13 protein-coding genes are annotated in these 15,138 nt (G+C 34.4%); 7 read left to right on the plus strand and 6 right to left on the minus strand.

Annotated features, from left to right (window positions below; all coding sequences use genetic code 11):
- Positions 1 to 251: 251 nt before the first annotated feature.
- Positions 252 to 1,757 carry a tetratricopeptide repeat protein gene (locus KF896_10580; protein ID MBX3044150.1) on the minus strand — a complete coding sequence of 502 codons (1,506 nt, stop codon included), beginning with the start codon at positions 1,755 to 1,757 and terminating at the stop codon, positions 252 to 254.
- Between the two features lie 288 nt (positions 1,758 to 2,045).
- On the opposite strand from KF896_10580, the gene ppk2 reads away from it, so the two are divergent.
- Entirely contained in the window at positions 2,046 to 2,825 is a 780-nt protein-coding gene (gene ppk2, locus KF896_10585; GenBank protein MBX3044151.1) for a polyphosphate kinase 2, read from the plus strand.
- A gap of 62 nt (positions 2,826 to 2,887) precedes the next feature.
- Here the strand turns inward: ppk2 and KF896_10590 are convergent, their stop codons facing one another.
- Positions 2,888 to 3,595, minus strand: a complete 708-nt coding sequence (locus KF896_10590; protein ID MBX3044152.1) for a DUF1573 domain-containing protein — start codon at positions 3,593 to 3,595, stop codon at positions 2,888 to 2,890.
- A gap of 170 nt (positions 3,596 to 3,765) precedes the next feature.
- On the opposite strand from KF896_10590, the gene KF896_10595 reads away from it, so the two are divergent.
- Positions 3,766 to 6,048, plus strand: coding sequence for a hypothetical protein (locus KF896_10595; GenBank protein ID MBX3044153.1), 2,283 nt, complete (start codon positions 3,766 to 3,768; stop codon positions 6,046 to 6,048).
- On the plus strand, positions 6,048 to 6,809 hold the full coding sequence (locus tag KF896_10600) for a hypothetical protein (GenBank protein ID MBX3044154.1): 762 nt from the start codon (positions 6,048 to 6,050) through the stop codon (positions 6,807 to 6,809). Before KF896_10595 ends, KF896_10600 begins: the two co-directional genes overlap by 1 nt.
- Here KF896_10600 and KF896_10605 read toward each other — a convergent pair.
- On the minus strand, positions 6,806 to 7,462 hold the full coding sequence (locus KF896_10605) for a C40 family peptidase (GenBank protein MBX3044155.1): 657 nt from the start codon (positions 7,460 to 7,462) through the stop codon (positions 6,806 to 6,808). The two genes, KF896_10600 and KF896_10605, sit on opposite strands and share 4 nt — an antisense overlap.
- 302 nt (positions 7,463 to 7,764) lie before the next feature.
- On the opposite strand from KF896_10605, the gene KF896_10610 reads away from it, so the two are divergent.
- From KF896_10610 to KF896_10625, 4 genes are all read left to right on the plus strand, one after another.
- The gene (locus tag KF896_10610; protein ID MBX3044156.1) at positions 7,765 to 8,874 is read left to right on the plus strand and encodes a hypothetical protein; all 1,110 of its coding nucleotides are present in this window, start codon (positions 7,765 to 7,767) and stop codon (positions 8,872 to 8,874) included.
- Between the two features lie 16 nt (positions 8,875 to 8,890).
- Entirely contained in the window at positions 8,891 to 9,784 is an 894-nt protein-coding gene (locus KF896_10615; protein MBX3044157.1) for a leucine-rich repeat domain-containing protein, read from the plus strand.
- Between the two features lie 153 nt (positions 9,785 to 9,937).
- Positions 9,938 to 10,753: a hypothetical protein gene (locus KF896_10620; GenBank protein ID MBX3044158.1), complete on the plus strand. Its 816-nt coding sequence runs from the start codon at positions 9,938 to 9,940 to the stop codon at positions 10,751 to 10,753.
- A 2-nt stretch (positions 10,754 to 10,755) separates the two neighbouring features.
- The gene (locus KF896_10625) at positions 10,756 to 11,127 is read left to right on the plus strand and encodes a hypothetical protein (GenBank protein ID MBX3044159.1); all 372 of its coding nucleotides are present in this window, start codon (positions 10,756 to 10,758) and stop codon (positions 11,125 to 11,127) included.
- A gap of 2 nt (positions 11,128 to 11,129) precedes the next feature.
- Here the strand turns inward: KF896_10625 and rsmI are convergent, their stop codons facing one another.
- The 3 genes from rsmI to phrB form a co-directional block, all read right to left on the minus strand.
- A complete protein-coding gene (rsmI, locus tag KF896_10630; protein ID MBX3044160.1) occupies positions 11,130 to 12,428 on the minus strand; it encodes a 16S rRNA (cytidine(1402)-2'-O)-methyltransferase in 1,299 nt (432 codons plus the stop codon).
- Between the two features lie 108 nt (positions 12,429 to 12,536).
- Positions 12,537 to 13,658: a DegT/DnrJ/EryC1/StrS family aminotransferase gene (locus KF896_10635; protein MBX3044161.1), complete on the minus strand. Its 1,122-nt coding sequence runs from the start codon at positions 13,656 to 13,658 to the stop codon at positions 12,537 to 12,539.
- An 87-nt stretch (positions 13,659 to 13,745) separates the two neighbouring features.
- Positions 13,746 to 15,077, minus strand: a complete 1,332-nt coding sequence (phrB, locus tag KF896_10640) for a deoxyribodipyrimidine photo-lyase (GenBank protein ID MBX3044162.1) — start codon at positions 15,075 to 15,077, stop codon at positions 13,746 to 13,748.
- Between the last annotated feature and the right edge of the window lie 61 nt (positions 15,078 to 15,138).

The raw sequence follows: 15,138 nt of genomic DNA on the forward strand, positions 1-15,138 counted from the left end.
CACACCATTTTCAAATTAATAATAATAATTTTTAATTATTTGGCATAAAGCCAAATGCAATATAACACTTTGAAATTTCATAATAAAAAAATGACTGTAAAATATGAAAATTATATGATTTATTTTAAATTTTCAGCAATTTATTATTTTACATTGGGCAAGGCTTATATTATTTCAAAAATAAAGAGCTGCTTCAATTTGAAACAGCTCTTCTAAAAATTCATTGGGGGATGTTAATTGTTTTTTAAAAACTATTTACCTGCTTCCTGCGCCTTTTTCCCAGCTTCCTCAGCTTTTTTGGCTTCACCCATTTCAGAGTAAATCCTGTACATATTGAGATAGTATTGCTCTTTCTTGTCAGTATCAATCAGCATTTCGATAGCTTCAAGGTTTCTAACAATTTTCTTTAGGTTATCTTTGTCGTCAAGAACCTGATAGATATTTGCAAGTTCCGACAGAATCATCATATCGTTTGCAAAAGTTTTGGATTCAAGAGATTTTGCAAAGTACTTAGCAGATTCTCTGAGGTCGGGAAGATAAACTTCAGTATCAATTTTATAATTTTTGTCAATATCACGCTTGTCCTGTTCTCCTTTTTGTTTTTGGCTGGCTCTGTTTTTGAACGCAGATGCAAGATTACGGTTGGCTCTATCGAAAGCAGCATCAATAGAAAGTGCTTTTTTGTAAGTTTCGATAGATTCATCATATCTGTTTAAATTGTGATACAAGTCAGCAAGCTGAGTGATATAAAGCGGATTTGTAGGTTCAGACTTAATCAAATCCTGAATAGTTTTGACAGCTTCATCAGTTTTTCCAAGCTCCTGATAAATCCCAACCATAGAAGAGTATGCATTAGTATTTTCCGGCTCCATATCAGTAATCATTTTAATATACTTTAGAGACTTTTCAAGGTCTTGCTTTGTATAGTAATGCTGAGCAAGAATCGCAATCGGTGATGTATTTACATCTGTACGAATTTGTCTTTCATCAGGCAGCCATGATGAAGGAAGGTCATAATTCCAACCCATAACCTTCATTCTACCGCCTTCACTTTCTGAGAAAAGATATAATTCTTTGCCATTAATTTCGAATAAATCTGTAATTGTGGAGTCGCCCTTAGAATTTCTTCCGGGTTTAGTAAACTTAGGTTTTCCAAGCTTATCGACTGCAAAATCTCTTAGCACTTTAGAGTAAAGTCCATTATTTTTGCCAAACTGGTAATTTCTGTCGAATTGACGAACATACTCTTCATAAGTAGCTATAGCTGCATCAGTATCTTTTTTCAATTCGTAAACAATACCTTTAAGATTGTAAAATTCGAGGAATTCCGGTCTCAGTTCAATACCGATTTTGAAATTATCAATCGCTGAATCAAGTACTGCAGGATTATTATTTTGAAGATAAAGACTGTAATAATTCATCCCTGAGTTGTAGCAGTCAATCCAAAGGTTGTAAATTAATCTTTTTTCCTGCTCGATAACTTGTGGATTTTTTGTAAGTTCAAGTGCTTTTTTTGCATTTTTTGCAGCAAGACGTTTATCTTTACGCTGATAGTAAATATCGGCAAGAAGAGCATAAGCTTCATCACTATTAGGATTTACTGCTAATTCTTTGTTCAATGATTCAATTGCTTCATCATACTGAGCGCTTTTCATTTTTACTTTTGCAGTAGTAATATTTCTTGATGAGCACTGAAAACTTTGAAACAGTATAGCTCCGGCAATTAGCGTAATCATTAAAATAATTACTCTTTTCATATTTTTTCTCCAATATTGTTATTCATGATTATATTCAAAATATAAATTTAAAATTACATACATTACAATTAACAAAAATAAAGAATTATTTCTTAATAATTAATGATATTTTGAATAATTTTCAGTTAAATTTCATATTTTTTATTGATTTGGTTATATTTAACCCTTGCATATAACAATTAAATGCACTTTAGAAAATTCAATGAAGCAATATTATGATGAATATTTGTAAATTCAATAGAATATCCTTATTTTAAAAAAAAATATTTTGCAATTTAGGAGTAAGATATGAAACAACTTGACAAGAAGTTCTATAATAGTGAGCTGGAGAGGCTTCAGTTAGAACTAGTTAAATTTCAGTATTGGATTAAATTCCATGGGCTTCGTGTCTGTATAGTATTCGAAGGCAGAGATGCCGCTGGAAAAGGTGGTATGATAAAACGTATTCACAGTCCTCTTAATCCACGTGGTGCAAGAGTTGTCGCACTTAGTAAACCGAGCGACACTGAGAAAACTCAGTGGTATTTCCAAAGATACATTACACATCTTCCTGCAGCAGGTGAAATTGTAATATTTGACAGAAGCTGGTATAACCGAGCCGGTGTAGAGCGTGTTATGGGTTTTTGCAGCGATGATGAGTACGACGAATTTATGCGTGCCTGCCCGGACTTCGAGCGTATGCTTGTTCGCTCTGGTATTATTCTGATTAAATACTGGATAACTGTTGATGAAGATGAACAAGAGATTCGATTTCGGGAGCGAGCTTCAAACCCTGCCAAACGCTGGAAATTATCTGATATTGATATTGCTTCGTGGGATAAGTGGGAAGAATATTCCCGTGCTAAGGATACGATGATGAGAAAAACCGATATTCCTGAGGCGCCTTGGTGGAATGTGGATTGTAATAATAAGAAAAAAGGACATTTGAATTGCATTACTCATTTATTGAACCAAATACCTTACAAAGATATTATTCCACCACCGATAGAACTTAAAGAAAGAAATATTGATATGACTTATGAAAGACCACCTAAAGAACGTATCAGGTGGGTGAAGGAATCATATTAAGAATTATAATAGGGCTGTCTCAAAAGAAATAAAGACTAATGAGACAGCCTGCTTGCTAAGAATCAATTGTTAAAAAAAGGTGATGGCTCTACTCTGCCAAATCCATTAATAATTAATTCAGGGATTTCGCTGTTGCTTGTTTTGATAGTGATTCTTGCACTCAAATTGCCACTTTTTGATGGCTTAACTTTTGCAATAAGTTCCACTTCCTGACCAGGCTTTAGGTTTTGCGAACCCTTAAGGTTTAATTTTAACTCTGGGATATTGGTTTTGAAGTCTGAAAGAGTTACATTGCCTTCAGAAGTATTTTTTATTTTAAGCTTGGCTTCGGTTTCTACACCAACTTGTAAATTATTAAATGGCAGATAAGTGGTCGGACTTACGGTAATTGGAAGCACGACATCAGCTATTAGCATATAATTAATATAAGGGCGATTAGGGTCATTGGATTCAATCGCAATTTGTTTATGAACTTTACCTGAATTACCCTGAATACTGAACGAAACATCAACAGTTGTACTTTCACCCGGCTTAAGTTCATCTTTGGAAAGAGGAGCTGTCGTACAACCGCAAGTAGGCTTAAGCCTAAGAATTTTCAAATTCTGATTACCTGAATTTTTGATAACCATTTTGTGTTTAAGCGGACTTTGTTTTATTGTTACTTTTCCCCAATCCTTTTGTTCACCGCCCACAACTTCAACCTTTGGTTGTGCTGTTAAAATCGTAGGAATTACAACAAACAAAATAATAATAAAAATTCTAATAAACATTTCAATAACCTCAATTAAAATAAATTTCACACATTAATCTCTATAAATAACGTAAAATATGAAGATATTATTTGAATTTCTTTCATATTATAACAATTTTACTTATTTTTAAGACTGTTTAATTTGAATTTTGTTACAAAGTTTGATATTTTTTTTGGGTTTGTCTGATTTTGAAAGCTTTTTATTCAATAGTATATGTTATAACTTTTACTTTTGCCGGATTATTTTCTGAGGAATATTCAGCAGAAGTCAGGTCTACTGTGCCTAATTCAGGACAGATCATTAATTACGGTCCTGTTTTTCTTAATGATACACTCGAAATATTATTCACTGCAAAAAATACAGGCGAAAAACCAATCAAAATCGAGCAGGGTATTCCTACATTTTTCCTCGGATTAAGTCCAAATGACATAACAACAGTTCAGTGGGAACGATTCAGGCGAGTTTCACCTCCCAGAACTTATCAGCCCGGAGATGAAGATACAATTCGAATCAATTTCCTCTCCGGTGACACTCTTGTAACCCGAACAGGTTGGCACGAAGCACTTTTAGGGCTTGGGTTTCTGCCGGCGGATAAAGATGACAACAAAACTATTTCAAAAATTGATACTTTCTTTCTCAGAGTCAAAAAAACACCTTATTATGTTTCCGGTTTTGAGGATGATATCAGATTCGACTCGGTATATGTAAATCCAAATATTACTCCACAGAAAATTTGGCGGGTTAAAAATGTTTGGACGAAGAATCAACCTGCTTTTGGATTTGACCGTCAACTTATTACTCAACCCTTCAGCCGTACAGAAATATCAGTACCTGATTTACCAATTACACCTCTTGAAATTTATCCGGACAGCATTATTTCAATTCCTGTTACATATTATCCGCTGAATCGTGGACGCGATTCGATGTTTCTCAAATTACTATACAAACCGCTTCTCTTTCAGTTTCCGGACTCAGTGGATTTTGCCTGGACAAGAATTGCAGGAGTCGGAGTTGAGCAGGATATCAGGATTTCCAACTCAAATTATAACTGGAAGGGCGATACTATTGACATTGGATCCATTAAAGCCGGAAGCAGAATTGGAATTGAATTAGCAATTAAAAACTTCGGAAATATCCCTTTCGGATTGATATCTCAAGAGTTTTACAATCCTTCAGGAAGTATAATTAATGACTTATTGATTTTTGATAAAAAATTCTTACATGATGGCATTCATTTGAAACCTGATTCATTAGCTACCGCAAAACTATTATTCTCACCTGAAGAAACAGGATTATTTTTAGCCGAACTAAGACTTGAAAGTGATATTCTAAATCGCTCTATTACAGGCGTGCAGCCCGACAGACGATATGTGCCAATATATCTCAGAGCTCAGATTGTGAGTCCCAAAATTGTGATGCATGTTTCAGACATTAATCTGGGCAATGTAATTTCAAGCAGTCCCGAATGCTCTTCCGAAAGGGATACTTCAGTATATATTTTTAATTCAGGAAATATGGATTTAATTATTTCCAATATACTGACAGATCCTCCATATCCTGATAGTAGATTTTTTGTTGATAAAGATTTCCTCCAAATTCCTCCCGGCAGCGGAGATTCTATTAGAATTCAATTTAGGGTTCAAGGTGGGGATTTTGATACTTACTCATCAAAGATATTACTTGTTACTAATCAAGCAAATCCTTTTGATACTGTCAAAGTAAGCATTACAGCCAATAGTGTTCCTCCTGTTGCCGCAAATTTATCAATTCCACAGAATTTGAAATCCAAACCAGGAACCTTGATAGAAGTACCTGTAATTTTATCTGCAAATGGTAATAATCCTGCAAATTTTGCAAAATCCTTCAGAACTTCACTTTTTTATAATCGTTCAATTCTTGAATTTGCAGGATTGAGAACAATTGGTACAGCCTGCGAAGGATCTCTTAATTATGGCGACAATATAGAAATTGCAGAATCTGATGAACTAATGCTCGATATCCGTTCACCTGCTCAGACATTTTTCTTTGCGAAAGATACACTGGTTTTTCTAAAATTCAGAACGTACCTTGGTAACTCTGCCGCTACTGAGATTGCATTTATTGAGCCTAAATTTGGTGATAATAAATGTGAGAATTTATTTACAATTATAAATACAGGCGGCACGTACTATACAGATTCAGTCTGCGGAATTGATTATAAAGCCTTACCCTCTGTCAATGGGAATTTCAGACTTGATGTTATGAATAGTTCAAACAAAGTGATTGAAATTGAGCTTCCTTACAGCACAAACGCCGAGTTGCGGATTATTGATATATACGGGCAGTCTGTAGAATTTCTTATGAAAAGCGATTTACCATCCGGTATTTACAATTTTACGGCTAACTTTCATACAGTAAGCTCCGGATTATATTTTGTGGAGCTCTCAACACCTGCTATCAAACTTGTTAAGCCATTTCCTGTGGTGCATTAATGAAGTCAATAATAATTGCAAAATATATTTTTCCGATAATCATTATTTTGTTAATAATCAATTTTCAGAATATTTTCGCACAAGGATTTGACTGGCAAAAAGGTGGTCGAATGCCATATCAGATTCCAAATCTTTATGCCGGAATTTCGCTGAAATACTCCTATAACAGTCATTTTGGTGAATTTAATTTCAAGGAAAATTTTATTGAATGCTGCAAGTTTACTGAAGGTTCCGGTAGTGGTTTTAATTTGGGTTTAACTACTGAATACTGGTATGATTCACATACTGCATTGATGTTGGATGTTAATTTCTCTAAGATAAATTCCGAATTCGCTGTCAGATCAATTTTGCCAACACGAGGTGATGATTTTATTACTGAATACGGTTTCAATTCTACATTGAATATGATTAATATTGAGTCAGGCGGAAGATTCAGAATCTTAAATACACATTTTTCTATTGGTGGGGTACTCAGATTTTCTGCTTTAGTGTCATCTAACAGTGAATATTCCGAACAAGCCATATCGCAAAATGTGCCTTTTGAGCGTAGAATTATTCCAAATGGAAGTATATCAGAATTAAATTCAATTGTTATCTCACCTGTAGTAACTTTTGCTTATGATGCTCAGCTTGGGACAGGATATTACGCAACTCCAAATATATCACTTTCATATACATTAAACAGCATAATTCAGGATGAATCATTGAGAAGATTTGGTGTGGAATTTGGTATTAGAATTATGCGAAGTCTTAAGAATTAGTCTTTTTTTGTAATCTTAGGACTAATTCTCCCAACTCCTGCAACCCTTGTCATAAAATAATCATCATGAATTGACTGACGAATAACTCCCTGCGAGCTTGAGGCATGTATCATATATCCTTTACCAAGATATATACCAACATGATTGATAGCCGATTTATTCTTAAAGAAAATCAAATCGCCCGGCTGTTTATTAGTAAAATCAATACTTTCAGCAAAGCCGTGTTGCTGTGATGAAGTACGGGGAAGCTTGACCCCTGCTTCTGAAAAAACCTGCATTACATAGCCGGAGCAATCAGCTCCTGTGCGGCTCTCACCACCATAGCGATAAGGAACGCCAAGCCAAGACTCAGCAATCTTGATTAAATTATCAGTAAATGTATCACCCGTAAGGAAGTAAGATGTTTTGAATTTATCGGTATTTTCAAGTTTGTCAATCTCAATTTCTTTAGTAGATTTTGAGCCTTTTGAGGCTTTTGATTGATTGCTTGCTCCTGATTTTGTCGCAAACCGCACCGATGGCTGACACGATTGGACAACTATCGTAATAAATATAAGCAATACAATCCCGAAAATGGTTCGGAAACTTCTAAAATTATAATCAATATTTAAAAATTGATTTTTCACAATCAATACTTCCTGCGTTTTGTGTATACTTTATCAGTTTCAGATGATTTGAAATCAGAATAAAACAGTAGCAAACCTATTGCAGCTATAAACATCACAATTGATTCTAAAAGTAATTTTTCCATAATTTTCAATAATTTAAAGTTAATAATTGCAACTTTTACTGCAAATAGTGTGCCGAGAGTTGTTTGATTATTATATTTAATTCTCAGAAAAATATTTATAGAATAATTCAATCTTAAAAGAGAAATTATATTCAATGAACTGAATATTACGGCACACTATTTGCTTATACAATGCTAATTGTTATATAAATAATAGGTTTAGATATGAAAAGCAAGATATTTTTTATATTTCTTATATTGGTATCATTCCTGATTATGGGAGCAAAACCGATAATAGAAGTGCCTGATTTACCCCAAAAGTCCGAGCTTGAGATGTACGAAGACAGTGAGGGACTTTTTGCAATGAAAATAATGGAATATTATAAAATGGCTGTGGCACTCGAATCACAGCTGAAACTTTCAGAAATCACGCCGTTAACAAAAGTATTACAGCCTACTTATGAAGAGTTAGAGGATATGGATTTCAAAATTATGAGGAAATATCATAAAATCGCAAAATCACTTGAGGGCGAAGTTCTTGCATCACCTGAATCTGACAGACAAATTTTACTTGAAAAAATTAACGAACTTGAAGGCCGGCTTCGAGATACAATAGCTATATATACTATTGAGATGGGAGCAGTCAGAAATCAAATGTTAGACCTTATGATTAAACGACTTCGTGAAATAGAAGAGAAAAATTCCGAGAATTTGTCATTGATAATAGAACAAAATTTTGTCAATTGCAAAGATTATATAACCTGGCTCTCTATTGGCGGTATTTCAAAGACATTTATAATAAGTGGTAATGATGTTGTAAGAAATGATCCGGGCATAGGTATTCAGGTAGCCTTCAATGCAGGAAAAATGATTGGATTTTGGAATGGCTTCGAGCTTAAGTATGAATATTTTGCACCGAAATTCTTTACTCAATACCAAACTCAGCCTGAGCAGAGAAATATACCTCGTGACCAGTGGAATATCAATGCAAACTCAATAAGTGCCGGTGGAAAGGCTGTCCTTGGCTCAAGTCCGAAATTGGTTCACGGATTAAATATTAATTTGGGATATATGTGGTCTGACGGCAGAATTTATAACCGTTCAGATAGCCGACTTAATTGGGATGCAGCTTTGCTTAGTCTTGAGTATTTTGCAGCTTCTCCAAGTTGCAAATTCCCTTTTGAAATATTTGGCGGAATTTCAGTTTACAATTCATTGTCAAGAAATTTATTATTTCAAACATCAATACCCGGATTTGAAAACACAGACCTTGGAAGAACTATTATATCAGCAAATGTTGGTTTGAGATATAATGTTTGGCGTTCACCATTTTAACTAAGGAAATTTAGAAATGAAAAGAGTAATATTTTTTATACTGCTGTTTGTAGTGACCATAACGGCAGCTCAGTCGCCTGATATTGAGCTTGCCATAAGATTTATCAAGCTCGGCAACACATACCGTGAAGGCAAGGAATTTGACAATTCAGCAAAATTTTTGAACGAAGGTTTAAAAATAGCTCGAAAGTCTAATTCATTTGATGGAAAATACTGGACTGCGGCAAGCTACGAAGGTTTAGGTTATTTGTATCGTGATATGGCTATGTATAATGAATCAAAAGAAAATTTCAAAAAGGCAATTGATATATATAATCAGATAATCAAGCAGGAGAATGGTTCACAGATTGCTATGCTGGCAGTTTTGAATAAACTCGCCCGAATAAATTCCGAGGAAATTAGTGAATCACGGGCAGTAAGCGGACTTAATGGAACGGCTGTAGCTCTGACAGACAGAAAATTAAAAGAGCTGCCATCGGATATTCCGCTTGGTACAAAGAACTTGATTTTAAAAGATAATCGTTTCAGAAATTTTCCTGAAGGACTAATTCAGTTTAAAAATCTTGAGTATCTTGATTTATCAAATAACCGTCTGAGAAACATTTCCTCAAATATCGGCGCCTTAAAGAATCTGCATTATCTGGATTTATCATCCAATAGAATTGCTGAAATTCCATCAGGTATTTCTGAATTACTAAACCTGAGAGAGCTAAATCTATCAGGAAACAAGCTTAAAGATATTAATTTTAATGTATGTGCCCTGAAAAATTTGAAATTATTGAACTTACAAAATAATAAACTTGATTTTCAGGAGGTACTGAAACTTGTTAAGTGCCTTCCGAACACTAATATTATATTTGACAAATATGAAAAAATTGATGATGAAAGTGAAGAAGAGGAAGATAATTAATTAATTGGAAACCATTTATTTAATTTATTTCAAAATTCAATTTTTTGCTTGTATTCACGTTATAAAGTAAGATTATAAGCAGAACTTGGAATTATTTTGAAATATTTTCTATTAATATTTTTATTTCTATTTTTTTACAAATCTTCAGCTCAAATGGAAGACGAACCTCGTTGGAAGAGGTTCGTAAATAATTTCTACAGCAAGCCTGATTATGTGGAAAATCAAGTTTATTTAGCAGGTGAATATGGAATTTCGAATCTGAATTCATACAATCTGACATCAGCTGTAAAATTTGCTCCAACTCAAAATATCGAAGTTCATTACGGATTCATACGCATAGATACCGAAACAGGAGATCCCGGATTATTTAAACATCAATCTGAATATGCATTTCTGGGAAATATTTCAACTGATTTTAAAACATTTGACCTGTCAGGAACCGGATTTGGTACAGATGCATGGAGATTTGGTTTCGGCTTAAATGACGGATTCGGATTTATAATGAATAATGAACCACAATTGTTTTTAAATCATGCTACTGCAATTTCATTTCTCAGAACTGATTTTTATGATTTACCAAAAGGTGAGGAAGACCTGAAATTCGTAAATCAGTTTAATCGTGAGTTCAGATTTGGTATGGTTTACTCCGGTGGATTGAGATACAAAATTCATTCTGTTATTCATTTGAATGCAGAGTATGAAATATCCCAATATTACGGAGATTTTAAATTTTTTCCATGGTTTGGAATGTGGATGCTCGATAATGCTCTTCAAAGGTGGATAGATTATTTTGAGCGGGACTTGATAAATGTATTAAAACACAATTATCCATGGGTGAAATTCGTTTACAAAAACTTTATTTCGTTTCTTTCATATCAGTTGAGAAAACACGAAATGTTTTATCCTTTTAAGTCAGAAGCACCATTATTTTATGATGCTTACAAAATTGGAATCACATTAATTATATAATTATGAAAAAAATCATTTTATTCGGCTTATTTTCAATATCTCTCCTTATTTCCTGCCAAAACGAAAGCAGTCAAATTGAAGAATATTCAAATATTTATTTTGAAATACTGATGATTCGGGAGAAATTTCAGGACACTACAGAAGCAAATCCTAAAGTCAGAAAGCTCTTGTCAGATTATGGTTATACAGAAAGCAGTTTCGGTAAATACTCAATGGAATTATATTCCAATAACCCGCAAGCATTTACAACTGTAATTGATTCGGTCAAGAACCGTGCTGAAAGACAGCTTTTGGAGTTTGGACGTGAGCGACAGAGAATTCTTGATTCTACAAATAATGCAAAATCAACCGGACAACAGAAAAAAACTGACTAAAATTATTTTCTTCCACCAAACTTAGGATTTCTACCTTTACCTGACTTTTTTACTGAAGAATAGCCACCGTCTCTGCTACTTTTATTTCTTGCAAAAGTTTTGTCCGGATTTTTAAATTTACCTTTATCGGAGAAACTCTTTTCACCTCTAGGGCTTGAAAAATCTCTTTTTGAAGCTCCACCATCATCTGAATAGCTTTTTTCTCTGCGTGGTCCAAAACCTGATGATTCTTTCTTATCGTAGCTTCTCTTTTCACCAAAGCCTCGGCTGCTGCTATTTCTAGGGCTTGAAAAATCTCTTTTAGGAGCTCCGCCGTCATCTGAATAGCTTTTTTCTCTACGTGGTCCAAAACCTGATGAATCTTTCTTATCGTAACTTCTCTTTTCACCAAAGCCTCGGCTGCTTCCACCTCTTGAACCTGAGAAATTCTTTTTTGGGAAACTGCTTTCTGAGCCTCGTCTGCTTTTAAAATCACGACTGTTTTCTTTGCCTCTGAGCTGTGGTGCATGGGCTTTAACAGGGTATTCATATTCTATCGGTGAATCATCATCTTCGTCGTCATCATAAGCATCTTCTATGATTTCGTTTCTCTTGCCTATCCATTCCTTATTACCTTCCATGACAAGCACAAACTCAGCTTTAATTTTGACATTTTCAAATTTCTTAACAAGCTCAGAAAAAGTACCATAGTGGTGTGTTTCGAATGGCATAGTAAGGTTCATTCCGAGATAAATCCTGCGGTCTGGCATAATTTCGGCACAAGCGGCAAGTAATGTATGCATTCGATAAGGAGTATCAAGTATAACAACTGTACGACGTTCCCGGGCAAGCTTTTGTATCTTACGGTCACGGTCTTCATTTTTCCTTGGAAGGAAGCCGGCATATAGAAATTCGTACAAATCAAAACCACTTCTTACTATAGCGGTCATTATACAGGATGCGCCCGGTACAACTTCAGTTTCAATTTCATTTGAAATTGCAGAGCGTACAAGATATAGTCCGGGGTCTGCAAATACAGGAGTACCGGCATCTGAAATCAGTGCTATTTTCTTACCCGATTTTAGCATATTCAACACTTCCATCGTCATATCGCTTTCGTTATTCTCATTCAGAGCAATCAGCTCTTTTGCAAGATTGAGATTTTTGAGAGTCAGTGCCCCCATTTTCATTTCTTCACAAACGATAATATCGCAGCGTTTGATTGTATTTATAGCTCTAAGAGTAATGTCGTCTTTATTTCCAATCGGTGTGGAAACTATATACAACTTTCCTGTAGGTGCTGAATTTTCTGTGGTACTCATTATTATACTTTTTACAAAAGTGTCAAAAAACGAACTGCAAATATAATTAAATATTTGCAGTTAATTGTAATTTAATTGAATTATAGCAATTATTTACACATTTTAAGATTATAATATTTCAATAATCTTATCGCATATCAATTGAATTTCTTCATCTTTGAGATATGGGTGCATAGGAAGTGAAAAAATCCTTTCTGAAACTGATTCGGAAACAGGGAAATCGCCATATTTATAATTAAGATTTTTAAATGCTTTTTGCAAATGAAGTGGCTTTGGATAATAAATAACTGATGGAATACCATTCAATTTCAAATGACTCATTATTCTTTCTCTCTGTACTGAATTCTCTGCTAAAACAGAATATTGAGCCCATACCGACAGATACCCTTTTGGCACGATGGGTGTAATTATTTTACTGTTTAGCAAATCAGAATATTTTGCTGCTACTTCATTTCTTTTCTTTATTTCGTCATCGAATATGGTCAATTTAGCGAGCAGTATAGCTGCCTGCATGGTATCCATTCTACCATTGATACCAATTCTGTCATTATTGTATCTATCCTCACCCTGCCCATGAACTCTAAAACTAACAAGCAATTTATACATTTCTTCATCGTCTGTAAATACAGCACCACCATCACCATAGCAGCCAAGAGGTTTTGCCGGGTAAAATGATGTTGCAGCACAATGAGCAAGTGAGCAGGATTTATTTCCCTTGTATTCAGCACCGAAGGATTGGGCTGCATCTTCAAGGACATATAAATTATGAGATTCCGCAATTTTATTAATCGCATCATAATCAGCAGTCAATCCAAATAAATCTACAGGTATAATTGCTTTTGGAGTTAATTTACCTTCGCTGTTTACTTGCTTTATTGATTCATTAAGTTTATCAGGGTTTATATTAAATGTATCTGAATCTATATCAACAAAAACTGCCGTAGCACCAAGCAAATGTATTACTTCTGCAGTAGCTATAAATGTGATAGGGCTGGTGAAAACAGCATCGCCCGGACCAATTCCCCAAGCCATCAGCGGTAAAAGTAAAGCATCAGTGCCGGATGAACAAGTCAAAGCATATTTTGTAGAGGCATATTCTGCAAGTCTGGATTCAAGCTGATTTATCTCAGGACCCATAATATAGGCACCATGGTCTAAAACATTTTGTAAAGATGAATCTACAATGTCCTTGATAATATTATACTGAGATTTCAAATCAATAAAATTCATTTGTATTTCAAGTTTATGTTAAAAAAGCAAAAGTAAACAAACTTTTTAGAAATAGCAATTATTTATGATATTAATTTTGATTGTTCATTACAGGTTTTTTACTTTTTCAACATATTGCTTAATGTCGAATTTTCTTTCGAGGCCTTTATCATTCATATATCTGATTTTTCCAAATATTGGTCTTTCTGTCCAAAGTCTGTCATGCACTCCTCCAATAGACCATGCAATTCCTGCATATCCGTTTGGGTCCCTACCATCAAGCTCGTATTTGTCGTTGAGATAAATTGCAAATTGCAATGCTTCTTTTGGAGATCGTGTCCATTCGAGAATTTTTTTAGCCCAGTACATTCGCATATACCCGTGCATTTTACCTGTAATGACCATTTCCATTTGTGCAGCGTTCCAATATTTGTCATGAGTTTCAGCATTTTCGAAATGCTCTAAAGTATATATATATGGTCTTTCATCATTTTCATGTTCAGTTAATGTCTTTATTGCCCAATTTGGAAAACCATCAAAACTATCATAATTATTATTGTAAAAACAAAAATTATCGGAAAGTTCCTTGCGAATTATCAGCTCTTCTAAAAAATCATACTTTGACTTTTGGTCTGCATCAGCCAAAGATACTTCCCAGGCAACTCTCTGTGCAGAAATCTGTCCAAAATGCAAATATGGAGAGAGGTCTGACTGATAATTAGTGGCAGGCTGATTTCTAAGCTCTGCATAGTAATTTAGTTTGCTGTCAATAAATAATTTCAACCGCTTTCGGGCTTCCGACATTCCAGGATTGAAGTAGGGGCTTATTGCCGGAAAAAGAGTGTACTTGGATAAATCAATATAAGGGAATACATTATTAACATCCTGATTAAATGGATGGGCGTCGAGCTTAATATAATCAGTAAAATAGTCAGGAAGTAATTTTTTTATTTTGCCTCTGATTGTATAAGCTGCATATTCTTGCTTTTCGCTTACAATCCTGCAAGGAACGATATTATGTGCATCAGTCTCGTAAATAGTAGCAAAAGTTTTTTCTGCGAATTCCTTTTTCCAGGTTCTTTTAATTTTCAATGGGTCGAAATCTGTATATACTGTAGATATTAGCATCTCATTGACAAAATCAGCCATTACTTCGGGTGGATTTCCTTTTAAAAGTATAAAATGAATATTGAGTTCCTGCAATCTGGTGGCAACTTCCTTCAATCCTTCAAGCATAAAGTTGAAGTGTCTGATGCTTGCTCCCTCGAATTTTTCGGCTAAAACGAAGGTGACATAAAGCTGCGAACCACGTTTAATAGATTCATTAAAAGCTTCAATCAATGCCCAGTTGTCATCAACACGCTGATCACGACTCATCCAGTAGAGTACATCTCCGTCGTTGAAATTACCAGATTGTAATTTAAAAGTTCTTTTCTGCATATAATTTTAAAATAAATTGGTTACAACTTTAAAACGAAAATAGGTATTTTTAATATTTTCG

This window comes from Ignavibacteriota bacterium (assembly GCA_019637995.1).
GTDB lineage: Bacteria > Bacteroidota > Ignavibacteria > Kapaibacteriales > UBA2268 > JANJTB01.